The sequence below is a fragment of the Vibrio sp. YQ_11 genome, from assembly GCF_043103065.1.
Taxonomy (GTDB): Bacteria; Pseudomonadota; Gammaproteobacteria; order Enterobacterales; family Vibrionaceae; genus Vibrio; species Vibrio parahaemolyticus.
Window position 1 is genome coordinate 14,336 of sequence record NZ_JBICJM010000034.1, and the last position, 13,326, is coordinate 27,661.

At 43.5% G+C, this 13,326-nt stretch carries 12 protein-coding genes; 9 read left to right on the forward strand and 3 right to left on the reverse strand.

The window, feature by feature from the left end; genetic code table 11:
* The first annotated feature begins 121 nt into the window (after positions 1-121).
* The 5 genes from ACF8EG_RS13030 (at position 122) to ACF8EG_RS13050 (ending at position 4,901) form a co-directional block, all read left to right on the forward strand.
* Positions 122-508: a transcriptional regulator gene (locus tag ACF8EG_RS13030; protein WP_077458083.1), complete on the forward strand. Its 387-nt coding sequence runs from the start codon at positions 122-124 to the stop codon at positions 506-508.
* Between the two features lie 620 nt (positions 509-1,128).
* Entirely contained in the window at positions 1,129-1,911 is a 783-nt protein-coding gene (locus tag ACF8EG_RS13035) for a metallophosphoesterase (RefSeq protein ID WP_193283959.1), read from the forward strand.
* 489 nt (positions 1,912-2,400) lie between these two features.
* A complete protein-coding gene (locus tag ACF8EG_RS13040) occupies positions 2,401-3,762 on the forward strand; it encodes a type II toxin-antitoxin system HipA family toxin (protein WP_180787742.1) in 1,362 nt (453 codons plus the stop codon).
* On the forward strand, positions 3,747-4,229 hold the full coding sequence (locus ACF8EG_RS13045; protein ID WP_029786578.1) for a helix-turn-helix transcriptional regulator: 483 nt from the start codon (positions 3,747-3,749) through the stop codon (positions 4,227-4,229). The genes ACF8EG_RS13040 and ACF8EG_RS13045 overlap by 16 nt, the downstream gene beginning before the upstream one ends.
* Positions 4,230-4,718: 489 nt before the next feature.
* On the forward strand, positions 4,719-4,901 hold the full coding sequence (locus ACF8EG_RS13050) for a hypothetical protein (protein WP_228090049.1): 183 nt from the start codon (positions 4,719-4,721) through the stop codon (positions 4,899-4,901).
* A gap of 118 nt (positions 4,902-5,019) precedes the next feature.
* Here ACF8EG_RS13050 and ACF8EG_RS13055 read toward each other — a convergent pair whose 3' ends face one another.
* Complete coding sequence (locus ACF8EG_RS13055; RefSeq protein ID WP_005455971.1) at positions 5,020-5,583, reverse strand: porin family protein; 564 nt, start codon at positions 5,581-5,583, stop codon at positions 5,020-5,022.
* Between the two features lie 399 nt (positions 5,584-5,982).
* On the opposite strand from ACF8EG_RS13055, the gene ACF8EG_RS13060 reads away from it, so the two are divergent.
* From ACF8EG_RS13060 to ACF8EG_RS13075, 4 genes are all read left to right on the forward strand, one after another.
* Entirely contained in the window at positions 5,983-6,873 is an 891-nt protein-coding gene (locus ACF8EG_RS13060) for a LysR family transcriptional regulator (RefSeq protein WP_025795027.1), read from the forward strand.
* A 135-nt stretch (positions 6,874-7,008) separates the two neighbouring features.
* On the forward strand, positions 7,009-8,541 hold the full coding sequence (locus tag ACF8EG_RS13065) for a bifunctional GNAT family N-acetyltransferase/carbon-nitrogen hydrolase family protein (protein WP_005464264.1): 1,533 nt from the start codon (positions 7,009-7,011) through the stop codon (positions 8,539-8,541).
* A gap of 222 nt (positions 8,542-8,763) precedes the next feature.
* Positions 8,764-9,351 (forward strand): DedA family protein, encoded by a 588-nt coding sequence (locus ACF8EG_RS13070; protein WP_042769575.1) that lies wholly within the window; start codon positions 8,764-8,766, stop codon positions 9,349-9,351.
* Between the two features lie 166 nt (positions 9,352-9,517).
* Positions 9,518-10,885 (forward strand): Na+/H+ antiporter NhaC family protein, encoded by a 1,368-nt coding sequence (locus tag ACF8EG_RS13075; protein ID WP_005464256.1) that lies wholly within the window; start codon positions 9,518-9,520, stop codon positions 10,883-10,885.
* A 75-nt stretch (positions 10,886-10,960) separates the two neighbouring features.
* Here ACF8EG_RS13075 and ACF8EG_RS13080 read toward each other — a convergent pair whose 3' ends face one another.
* Together ACF8EG_RS13080 and ACF8EG_RS13085 are read right to left on the reverse strand one after the other, a co-directional pair.
* On the reverse strand, positions 10,961-11,800 hold the full coding sequence (locus ACF8EG_RS13080) for a 3-keto-5-aminohexanoate cleavage protein (protein ID WP_069506846.1): 840 nt from the start codon (positions 11,798-11,800) through the stop codon (positions 10,961-10,963).
* The gene (locus ACF8EG_RS13085; RefSeq protein ID WP_069506847.1) at positions 11,791-13,122 is read right to left on the reverse strand and encodes an aspartate aminotransferase family protein; all 1,332 of its coding nucleotides are present in this window, start codon (positions 13,120-13,122) and stop codon (positions 11,791-11,793) included. The genes ACF8EG_RS13080 and ACF8EG_RS13085 overlap by 10 nt, the downstream gene beginning before the upstream one ends.
* Positions 13,123-13,326 lie beyond the last annotated feature (204 nt).

Below are 13,326 nucleotides of genomic sequence, written 5' to 3' on the forward strand. Positions count from 1 at the left end.
TGACCTCTCTGTCATGAAAGGGGCGTCCATTAGCATAGCAAATATAACTATCTACTTTTCCTTTCAGAACAGCATCGTATACACTAGGATTCTATTACTTCGTTCTGAGAAGGATAGACTCATGAAAGCTCGCATTGGGGTTACATCGGAAGATCTCATTCGTAGGCACATGATTAATTTGGCCGCAGGCAACATTAATCATAGCAAGCATCTCCCCACATTTTGGTTCACGTCACTAAATGAAGCTTCAAAGCTACTATGTAATGAGAATATCGAACTAATGCTTCTGATCAGTAGAGAAAAGCCTGAAAGCCTAGCTGAGCTTGCGGAGATTAGCGGCCATCATATCCGCGAACTCTCACGAACACTCGACGACTTATCATCAAAAGGATTCATCCAGTTCGAGGAAAAAGGCAGCGCTTGCCGCCCTATTGCTGTATTTACTGACTTTGAGATTATTCTCGGCAAAGAATTAGAGAATACACTGCAAGAAAGCTATTGTGCATGATGTCCATCACTCGTTACTGCGGCGCATGCCGCTTACATAGCACAGCTTTATGCTGTGCAGACTCGAATGGGGGGTGCTCTTAATACTTCCCGTCTAGGCCAACTTGATAGTCACCGATGCTCTCTTCCAGTTTATTTTGAGTGCTTAAGTTACTTCAACTAGCTTATCAGTGTTGGTAGAGATAGCGTGATCAAGCAAGTCAAAAAAATCATTTAGCGCAACCTCACTATCCTTTGATTCGGCTTGCTCGTTATCACTTTTTTTTAGCCTTAACCTCGTTCTTCATATCAGCCTCACTCATAAAAATGTCTGTCGTAAGCACGGTCGTAGCACAATTACACTCTCGCCAGCCTCTTAGAAGTCGCCTCAGCAAAAAATCTTAATAATTCATAACAAATACATTTAATTTCATTCAGTTATAAGCCACTAAGATTTAGACACTAAAAGTTAGTGTCTAAATATTAGTGGCGAAAAATCAAACAAATCGACCAGTCATTATACTCCATAGAAGTTTCACTTTAAGTTACTAATGTTAAAGTGCTTAGCGCATATGCTCACTTCTCTAATCCAAATAACCAATGTACCATAGAGTAGTCAATCAATATTAAGGCCATGATAGTTTGAAGTTTTACATTGTTTCTGACCTACACCTGGACACTCACGGAATACGCCGCGATTTTTGGCATGACTTCGATAAAGAAGCCACGTTGGTCGTTGCTGGTGACACGGCAAACGGTCTATCAGGCATAGCATACGTAAAGAATGTACTTTGCCGCCACTTTAAGGCGGTCATCATGATTGCAGGAAACCATGAATGGTATAGCAATACGAGTAAATCCTACCGATATATAAGTGAGTGCGAATCTAGTACTAACTCAGGTTCTCTCAACGTTTCTAAGAGTTCAGTATTAGCAAAGCTTAAGGCTCATAGCGATACCACTGAAAACCTGTTCTTTTTGAATAATGAGTCAATATACTTAGATGGATATAGCATTTATGGCGGAACTCTTTGGTTTCCTATTCACACATACTCGTCTGCACTGATTGATGCGTACTCAGAACTGATGAATGATACAAAGTACATCAGCCATCAAATGATTGAAGAGCAGCACAAAGCATTCATTAACAACTTTCCAGAGAAAGTTGATCTAGCAATATCTCACCACCTTCCCTCTAAAGAAGCTTTTGCTTTCGAGCAAAATGCCAGCAGCGATTATGCTCCGTATTATCATGCAGGGTTAAGTAATGAGTTGATCTCAAGAGCTAGGTATTGGGTTGCAGGGCATCAACATGATGCTGTAGAAAAAGTGATCGCTGACGGTAGTACCACATTCATTTCTAACCCCAAGGGTTCTGTCAGCTTAACCTGTGGATTACTTACTAATAAAGCTTATTACCTATAAGAGCTAGCCAACACTTCGGCATCTGAAAGTCCGCTAGGGCTTTCTCACTTCGCTCATTACTCACCTTGTGAATAAGACCCTAGGAATTATGTACAGTTCATCATCTATCTGCACAGCAAACAACACTTTTATGCGCATTAAAAAGTAACGTTCAAACACTTTTACGCGCATTAAAGTGTATTAACTGTATTTTTGTATGTAGCAGCCATTCTTAATCTCCTCATTCACTTTGTTCATTTAAGGCAACTGTTCATTTATTATGGACAACCTGCATAACTGAACAAACAATTAACGCCCCACTCCCTATAGCAGCTTTCATAGCTAAAATAATTCATTCTGCTCATCAACAATTTTGACTTACAAGCCATGCGTAATCATTTACTCATAAAGAGCCTCTCCACACATTTATGAGTAAAATTTTACTCACAACTTGAAAAAAAATGACTTTAAGAGTAAAGTTTTACTCATTGATAAGTAGAGGTGTTGTCGATGGAAGAACTAACCGTACAAGCTTTTATAAGAGGTGAATGGATAGATATTGGTATCATCTCATTCCCTAAAAGTAGCCAACATAATTTTCGAGTGACTGAACTCAACTACCTCAGCGACTATGCGCTAGAACATCACGATAAAGATGACTTTCACGCTGTTTCACTAAACCACCCTGTCTCATTCTTTTTTGATGACATGGGTAAACCTGGATGGTTAAAGTTTCTAGACGATATTATGCCTAGTGGCGCGAGTAGACGATACTGGGTCAAACACCTAGATATTGAAGACCTTAGTTCTGATGAACAAGACTATGTTTTGCTCAAGTTTGGCACACTGTCGCCTATTGGTAACTTAAGAATAAAAGACTCTCTTCCTGAGCGCTACGAAGTAGCAGACAACCTCTACTTCTCTGTTGATGATGTTAAAAATCGAGCAGGTGATTTCCTCGACTATGCACAGCAAAGAGGGGCAGCCGCAGGTGGTGCAACAGGGGCTGGAGGTGAAGCGCCAAAACTGATCCTCCGATGTGGTTTCGATCATGGATCTGGCAGCGAAAAAATATGGATTGACCCATACCAAGATGACAATAGCAACCACGACTTACATTACTTAGTAAAGTACCCTAGAGGCTCAAGAAGCACCATCGACTGTAATATTCTAAGAGCTGAGTTCTACTTCTACCACGAGCTAACTGAAATGGGAGTTGAAACGATCTCCACCGACGGTATGCGCTTGGAGGAAGGATTAAACTACCCTTCCTTGTGGCTTCCTCGATTTGATGTTCAAATTATTGAGCAACAAATAGAGAAATTTGGCATGGAATCTGTGTATTCCATTTTGAACAAAGGCGCTGGGGTCACTCTTGATCACGAAACAACAATCCGAACTCTCATAGAAAAAATTACTGAAAGCAATATGGTTAAACACCAAGGGTATAGGTTTGATACCCAAGCTTTCGTCATTGAATGGGTGAAGAGAGATCTACTCAACATCTTGTTTGGTAATAGTGATAACCATGGCAGAAACACTTCATTCTTAAAAGGTGATGGAGTCATAAAGCTTGCTCCCGTTTACGACTTCGCACCAATGAAAGCTGATCCTGAAGGCATTCCAAGAACAACAAAATGGAAAGCCCCACTAGAGGTTGGCGGAACTTACGACTTCGTAGGAATAGCGGACACCTTATCTGATCTCGTGCCAAAAGAAGTGTTATTACAAGAGCTAAAGGTTACTGCAAGTAAATGCATTGATTTAAAGCAGAGACTAGCATTACGAGGAGTACCAGAACAAATCTTAGAGATGCCAGCCGTTGGACTTAATCATATATCAGAAAAGCTCACAAAATGGGGGCTACTATGAATAAGCCAAGCAATAAAGAGTCCGTACAAGATACCGTTGCTCGTCTAAGAGCAAACCGAAATCAACATCAGCCCAAGACTGGGACGGATGCAACTCATTCGACCAAAGAACGATCGCAACTTAATACTCCGACTAGATCGAAAACCTCAAAAAACGCCAAAGCAGTAAGTGCAGCAGAACGCAAAACAGAGGCAAACAAAATCATCAAACACTTATTGCTTGGAGAGCTAACACAAGGCCAAGCGTTAAAAAGTTTACGCATTAATATACTGGGACTCAAACAGGATGTGTTCGCAAGACTTGTAGATGTCTCAAGAAAAACACTCTCAGATATAGAGAATGATCGGGGCAGCTACAATACAGAGATTCTCAACAAGGTATTCAAACCATTTGGCTTAAAAGTCGGAATGCTACCGTCTTCTCCCGATGTGTTAAAATCGCTACTAATAGATGGTGAGGCTGGGTAAAATACTCAATATCAGCGCTATTGCTTTAGATTAAATTGCTATAACAAGTTAGCATTTTTAAATGATTTAGTAATACATGGACGCGGGTTCAGTTCCTTTTGAAGCAGGAAATTGATGTAACATTTGATGCAACACCAAATTGGTAACATCGTTATAAGTTGCTGAATTTATGAAAAATGAGAAACCATTTCAACTCCCGCCAGCCCACCAAACGTTTGGAAAAGGCCACCTTCGGGTGGCCTTTTTTGTATCAACAATCATATTGCCTTCTTTTCTCAGTCACTCATGCTACCTGATAACTTATCACAAGCATTACTGCGTAACTTTACAACCTATGCTAATTTAAAAACTCGTTGAGTATTAAGTCGCAGACTATATGCTCATAAGTACAACACCAACCACACATGAGAATTCAAAAGTACTCATTAAAAGGTAGAAAGTGTGTACTTACTATATACTTTTCAATTTAAAGTTCTCTAAGCTTTTGGGATATCAGGTACTTCATCCGGTTACAGAGTACATGCTAGTTTTGTAAATCTCTTCAATACAATAAAGCCACAACTTGCAGCATGCATCGCTGGTTATTCGAAAAAGAACATAAAAGCACCAAAGGTAATACACTGCGTAGGTCATAGTTTAGGTGGTGCTCTTGCTTCATTAGCAACAGATTGAGTGAGTAAAATAGTCTCTTCAATTTTCTCCTTACTAAGAATTTCAGGTCTGGTTCATATATCACAACAAAAAATGCGAAGCTATTTAAGCTTCGCATTTTTATTATGGCTTAGAATTATTAGAATCTATATTCCACACCTAAAGATGCTTGTTTAAAGTCTGTATTTGTATTCGCACCATCAAATACATTTTCTGCATTCAATTCCACATCGTACCAAGTGTATTCTGCGTTAACTAAAAAGTTATCCGTTACTTTAAAACCTACACCAGCACCAGCAAATACCCCTTCGTCATCTTTGTTCCCATGGAATCCAGCAACGTTATAATCTGTCGAATACCACATTTGGCCACCTTTCGCGTACACATCCACTCTATCGGTGATTGGAGCCGTCACTTTCAATGCTGCGGTATAACCATCCGTCTCTGCATTAGCCAAGTTGTTACCATAGCTACCAAAATCAATGTAGCCACCTTCCAACGCTAAGTAACGGTTAAAGCGATAACCCACCAATGCTTGCATTGCATCGCTGTCGTCATCGAAATCATCTTGTCCATCAACTTTTAAATAACCGTAGTTCGCACCTACATAAACGCCATGATCTTTGGAGTCCGCTGCGTAAGATAAAGTACTAAACGTTGCTAGAGAAAATAGACCAACCAGAGTAACAACATTGCTTTTCATTTCGTTCTCCTAAATTAACTGATTATCGAAAATTCCAATCATAAATTGCAAAAGCAATGCCAATATTAAATTCATGAAAAGCTATTTTAATTTAATAAGATTCTGACAATTAGCTAAAAACACTCGCACAAAAAACAAAATACAGGCTATTTATTTACCTTACACAAACAAAATAAATGTAGGATAAATATAACTAGTGAAAAAGCTTCTCGCTAATTTGTAGTTTTTTCAAAATAAAAATACACAGCGTGAATATTCTTGAGTTGTTAAATAGTCATTGAAATATCACGTGGCGTGTTTACTAGAAAGGAAGCCAATCACACATCCGTCGTGCCTTGCTTTGCTTAAAAGCACAAATCCTCTACTCTGTGCCTAAGCAAATTCAATGGAATTGAAAGAATGATAAAAGGCAGTGAGTACCCTTCCATTCGTGCGTTGAGGACTTTTGTTGCTGTGGCTAACTATCTCAGCTTTTCTAAAGCCGCCGATGACCTGTGCGTAACACAAGGAGCGGTCAGTAAACAGATGGCATCTTTAGAGCAACTCGTTGGGCTTCCTCTCATTCATCGAGGGTTAAACGGCGTGGAGCTAACAGAGGAAGGAAAGCGCTATTTGCCCCAAATAACAGAAGCTCTGGAGCTCATTCAGCACGCAACCGCCAGCCTAATTCAGACCAACACCGATCAAGAGCTGTTGGTTGTCGATGTCACACCCTCATTTGCCAGTCTTTGGCTCGTGCCAAATATCGATGATTTCCACCAGCGCCATCCAAATATTCGCGTGAAAATTCTTACCGGAGATGGCGCAGTTAAAAACATTCATGGTGAAAGTGATCTGCATGTGCGGTGTTTGCCTCTTTCTAATCATTCTGAATATAGCCAGCTCTTATGTGAGGAAACCTTGTTGCTGATTGGCAACACCAACCTACCAAAACTGTCAGACAGCCAAGCTATCAGCCATTACCCATTTATTCCGCAAACGACTCGCCCGCAGCTGTGGGAGCAATTCAAACAGGAGAACGATTTAGAGTGCCCAATCACCTATCACTCCGTCGGGTTTGAGCATTTTTATTTGGCGTGTGAAGCCGTGAGAATGGAGAAGGGCTTGGCTTTGCTGCCCGATTTTATGGCGCAATTTTCTATTTTACGTGGTGACATCCAACATATTGGGAATCTAAAGCTTCACAGCGGCTATGGCTATTATGTGGTGATCCCAAACTTCCGGTTAACGTCAAGAAAAGTGGCACTTTTTCATGACTGGTTAAAAGACAAACTTACCCATCATACCTAAAGCTACCGATATGAAACCAGTATAAATATGAAGATTGTGCAGAGCCTATCACCTACCGCGCCTCAAATGTAAGTATGGTTAAATTTATGGCATTCTCATCCATACTATTTGAAAAGGATAAATGGATAGTAGGATATGGACAGCAACACGCCTAGACTCTCTTTACGTACCATTGAGCCGACCGATTACCCAGAGCTCGCGGAATTAATGGACCTCGTTTTTCCTGATGTGGGCGGCTCATGGCCACGCCTGACCATCATGGATCTCATTCATCAGTTTCCCGATGGACAAATCTGTATTGAGGATAACGGCAAAATTGTCGGCGCTGCGCTGACGATCAAAGTGGACTACAACCGATTTTCACTTCCTCACCTGTACACTGACATCATCACCGAAAATAACGTCATTCAGAACCAAGTGACAGGCGATGCCATGTATGGCCTAGATGTGTTTGTTCACCCTGATTACCGTGGGCTTCGCTTGGGCCGACGTCTTTACGACGCGCGCAAAGAGTTATGCCGCAGCAAAAACTTTAAAGCGATACTAGCCGGTGGCCGCATTCCGAATTACCACCAATACGCGGACGAACTGAGCGTTGCAGAGTACATCGACAAAGTAAAACGCCGCGAATTGCACGACCCGATCCTCTCCTTCCAGCTTGCGAATGACTTTGATGTTAAACGCATCATGCGTGGCTATTTACCAGAAGATAACGCTTCAAAAGGCTACGCCACGTTGCTAGAGTGGGATAATTTTTTCTACGAGGAAGACATTCAATCCGTTCACGACATCGAGAAAACCTTGATTCGCATTGGCGTGGTGCAATGGCAAATGCGCGCGATGAACGATTTGGAAGACTTGCTCGATCAAGCCGAGTTTTTTATCTCCTCTCTGGCCAACTACAAAGCCGACTTTGCTTTGTTTCCTGAGTTCTTCAATGCTCCGTTGATGGGATTGCAAAACGACCAAAACTCGGTTGAAGCTATTCGCTTTCTTGCTAGCTTTACAGAAGAGATCAAAAACCGTTTCTCGCAAATGGCGGTCACTTACAACATCAACATCATTGCTGGCAGTATGCCGCTCATCGAAGATGGCAAGCTCTACAACGTTGCGTACTTACTGCAACGCGATGGGGAAATTAACGCTCAGTACAAAATCCACATCACGCCACACGAACAAAAAGACTGGGTAATTGATGGCGGTGATAATGTACAAGTGTTCGAAACCGATGCTGGTAAGGTAGGCATTCTGATTTGTTACGACAGCGAGTTCCCTGAGTTGGGTCGTATGCTCGCCGAACAAGGTGCGCAAATTATCTTTGTGCCATTCTGGACTGATACCAAAAACGGCTATCAACGTGTGCGGATCTGTTCTCAATCTCGCGCGATCGAAAACGAGTGTTATGTAGCGATTGGCGGCAGTGTCGGCAACTTACCGCGCGTGGATAACGTGGACATTCAATATGCTCAATCAGCGGTGTTCTCACCTTCAGACATTTATTTCCCCCACGACGCCACATTGACGGAAGCCAGTGCGAATACGGAAATGATCATCTTTGCCGATGTTGACTTAACCAAGCTGAAACAGCTCAACACCGAAGGCTCGGTAACGAACTTGCGCCATCGACGCCTCGATTTGTACGGTGCGTTCACAACACCAAAAGAGTAGCCTTAGACCCAAGCCATGGTAATGACCGCTCGCCGTCGCGAATCAAACGGCGAGCGGAATCCAGCACAACAGCGCATCAGGTAAACACAATTATCAGAGGTGTGTCAGTTTTTCTCGGGAATGAGAAACAAGAATTGACCAGAGAAAACAACAGGAGTATCACTCCCATTTCCTTCCGATTTTATTAGAGGAAAGCATTTGGAACACATTAACGCTTTACTCATCTCCATGAAGCCTCTGCTGGAGCAGTACGGCTACCTTGCGCTTATTGTCAGCATCTTTTTTGAAGGTATTGGCATTCCCATGCCTGGGCAATCTTTGATGATCGCAGCGTCAATTCTGGCCTCAGAACAAGTCATGAATCTGAGTATGGTTATGGTTATATCTTGGCTCAGCTGCTTTTTGGGCAATACTTGTGGTTACTTACTTGGTTACTACTTTGAAGGATGGCTAGATAAAAAAGGTTACATCTCTGGCCCTAAAATGCAGAAGCTCCAAAGCACCATTCAAAAATATGGCCCTGCTTGTTTGGTGGTCAGCCGATTTATTGAAGGGATGAAGCAATTTATGCCTCTGGCGTGTGGGATAGCAAAAATGCCACGCAAAGAGTTTTTACTCGGCAACGCACTCGCTGCCACCATTTGGGTTTTGGTGTTCAGTTTACTTACGCATTTTGCATTTGAGCACCTCAGCGCACTCAGCCATTTATATAGCCACTACAAATACGCAATCTGGGCGAGCGCCGCGGTTGTGTTCGCATTGATGATCCTAGGCTTGCTTAAACGAAAAAAAACAAAATCGTCGCTATAAATGTACTTTCAATAAAGGCTCTTGGTATCAGTAAGATAGATGCCATGAGCTTTTTTCTTTCATCCAAATATAAAAATTACGCAGCCATTTAGACGTCTAGACGTTGACAATAAAAGTCGGTGAGATTAGTCTGCTCACTTCTCTTATTATTATCTTTGTCGTTTACATGTCCGGTTCCCAACAAACTACTAAAACAGTTGCACCGTCTGCGGTCGCTCTGATCCCATTGATCGTATTCCTTGCGCTATTTATTGGCGTAGGCACGTACTTATCTTTGCAAGGCGTTGAATTTGCCTTCTACCAGCTGCCAGCACCAATTGCGGTATTACCAGCCATCATCATTGCGTTTCTTCTCAGCAAAGAGAAACTTAACCGCTCTATCGAACATTTTATGCGTGGTGTTGGTCATCAAGACATCATCGCAATGTGCATGATCTACTTGCTTGCAGGTGCGTTTGCTGCCGTTGCAAAGGCTTCTGGCGGTGTCGATGCTACCGTAAACTTAGGTCTATCTGCCATTCCGACCAGCATGATTTTGCCTGGTATTTTCATGATCTCAGCCTTCATTGCGACAGCGATGGGCACTTCGATGGGCACCATCGCTGCCGTTGCACCTGTGGCTTTAGGCATTGCTCAATCTGCAGGCATGAGCTTGCCATTAACTGCTGGTGTTGTGCTCAGCGGCGCGATGTTTGGTGATAACCTTTCTATCATCTCTGACACCACCATCGCGGCAACACGCTCTCAGGGCTGTGAAATGAAGGACAAGTTCAAAGAGAACATCCGCATTGCACTGCCTGCTGCACTGGTTGCTATGGGTATTTTTGCCTTCAATAGCACTGCGACTCAAGTGCCAGAGACTGGTCCAATTGAATGGTTAAAAGTGCTACCGTACGTCACCATTTTGATTTTGGCGGTTTCAGGGCTTAACGTATTTGTTGTGCTGACTATCGGTATTTTACTGGCGGGTGGCGTAAGTTTGGTTTCGATTGACGACTACGGTCTAACGAACCTAGCGCAAGACGTGTACAGCGGTTTTGGCAACATGCAGGAAATCTTCCTACTATCGATGCTGATTGGTGGTCTGAGTGAGTTGATGCGTCGCCAAGGCGGTCTTGCTTTCCTAACCAACTTAGTGAGCAGCATGATCCACGCGTTTGGCTCTAGCCATTCAAAACACGCGAACAGCCGCGCAAGTGAGCTAGGTATCGCGGGTTTGGTTTCTATGGTGAATGGTTGCACGGCAAATAATACGGTCGCCATCATCGTATCGGGTAGCGTGGCGCGCCAGTTGGCGGAAGAGAACAATGTCTCTCCTCGTCGCTCAGCAAGCTTGTTGGATATTTTCTCGTGCGTGGTACAAGGCATTTTGCCTTACGGCGCGCAAGTATTGTTGCTAGGCTCAGTATTTAACCTTTCTCCATTAGAAGTGGTTGCCAACTCTTACTACTGTTTCGCGCTGGCAATTGCAGCCATTGTGGCGGTGTTTATCAAACACCCAGCACGCCAACCCGCAGTACAAACCGAAAACTAACGACAAATACCGAAAAGGCTCCGATGGAGCCTTTTTGCTTTCCGTTCTTCTTTATTTTCCTTGCTTCAAACAGATTCACTTTAAAACTGAACGCAAACTTTGCGCACTGTGTAAAGGAATCGCGAAGCGATGCGCCACATCGCGTAGAGCTTCCACCTGATCCGCGTTACTGATTGCTAATTCGCCTGCCACATCGAAGTGGTTATTCTCAAACCCCACTCTCACATCGAATCCAAGTAACATCGCACTCGCTAAACAGTCTTGCTCTCGCGCGCCAAAAGCACAAATGGCACATCGAATTTCTTCCTCGACAAAACGCGCCAAATCCAAACCTCGTAAATCCCATGGCGAAGACTGTTGAGCTTGGTGATAACGCCCTAACACCACTAATGCATGCTGATGCGTTTTAGGTAGCACGCCCGCATCGCGTAGTTGGAAATAACGTTCAATGTCGGTTGCATCGTAGAGAATAATTTGGCTCACGATGCTGTTCTCTGCCAACCAATGGAAAAAGGCATGCCCTTCTTTCTCACTTGCGCGATCGGGGATTAACTCCCTCAATGCGAAAGAAGCCGCTTCAGGTTTCACAGCTTTGACTAACGCCCGCTGTTGTGGCGGAGAATATAAACCCACCGCTTCTGTGGTGAGCTGAACCATCATGGTTTCTCCCACCGCTTCTTTCACGGCATGGTAAATTGCCATGTTGTCGTCGAGGTCTAATGAATGACGTCCGTTGGCGTCTCTAGCATGCAAATGGATCATGGCAGCCCCTGCCGTTTGACAAGCGATAGCCTCTGCAACCAGTTCGTCTTTTGTCATGGGTAAGTTGGCGTGATCGTGCTTAGTTTTTCTAGCACCGTTTGGGGCCACGATAATGGCGATAGGTTCTCGCAAATATTGGTTTGCTACTTCCATGTCTTCGCCACCTCTTTTAACGTCAGTGAGAGTTTGCCGACTAGTTCATCAATATGATGAGACTGAATAATGAATGGCGGTGCGAGCAAAATATGGTGCCCATTAACGCCATCAATCGTTCCGCCCATTGGGTAGCACATTAAGCCATTTTCCATTGCTCGCTGTTTGATGCGTTTGTCTGCCAATGTGACTTTACTCAGAGGCGACTTGCTTTCTTTATCCGCCACCAGCTCAATGCCAAAAAACAAGCCTTTACCACGAATGTCGCCAATGTACGGTAAATGGGCCAATGCAGAAGTAAGCTCATTACGCAGCAAAACACTTTGCCGACTCACCGCCGTTAATAAGTCATCTTGGAAGATGGTTTCAATTGTTGCCACGGCGGCAGCGCACGCCATAGGGTGCGCCATAAAGGTATGACCGTGTTGGAAAAAACCGCTTCCATCAGCAATAGCTTGATAGACTCGATCATTCGCAACCACCGCGCCAATAGGTTGATAACCCGCACCAAGCCCTTTAGCCATACAAACCAGATCGGGCTCTGCCTCTTCTTGCTCAAACGCAAAAAAACTGCCACTTCGCCCAACGCCACACATGACTTCATCCAAGATCAATAACACATCGTATTGGTCGCATATTTCGCGAATACGTTTGAAGTAACCTTGAGTCGCAGGCACAGCTCCAGCTGTCGCTCCCACAATAGGCTCGGCGACAAAAGCCATTACATTATCAGCCCCCAACTCAAGAATTTTTGCCTCTAGTTCATTCGCCGCTCGCAATGAGTAACCCAATTCCGACTCATGACTCTGCTGATAACGATAAGCATAGCAAGGGGCAATGTGATGACTCGGATGCAAGATAGGTTTGAACGGTTCACGTCGCCATTCATTACCGCCGACCGCCAGAGCTCCCAACGTATTGCCGTGATAACTTTGCTGACGCGCGATGAATTGCTTTTTCTCTGGCTTACCTGATTCTACAAAATACTGCCGCGCCATTTTTAGTGCCGACTCCACCGCCTCTGATCCGCCACTGACTAAATACACATGGTTGAACTGCTCAGGCATATGCTGACAAATCAATTCCGCTAGTCGCTCACTGCTGTCACTAGTAAAAAATCCAGTATGAGCAAACGGCACTCTCTCGAGCTGTTCCAACATGGCTTTTTTAACGGCTTGATGACTATGGCCAAGGTTTGATACCGCAGCGCCACCACAAGCATCGAGATACTGTTTTCCTTGTTTATCGAATAGATAGACACCTTCACCTTTATCGATGATTGGCAGCGTGGCATGGCAATGACGGTGAAATACGTAAGACATTTGAGTCCCTTCCAATGTATAAGATTTGCACATATCATCAGGAACAAACCCAAACGCGACAAGGGAATAAATTTCACCCACCATGAGCTTTTGGAATACCACAACCCAAAAACAATAAAGCCTTTGATATTTAAACAATAAAACAAATAAAGGCCAGCTTTTTTAAAGGCTGGCCTATGGGTAACCAAAAGCTAAAAAAAAGAA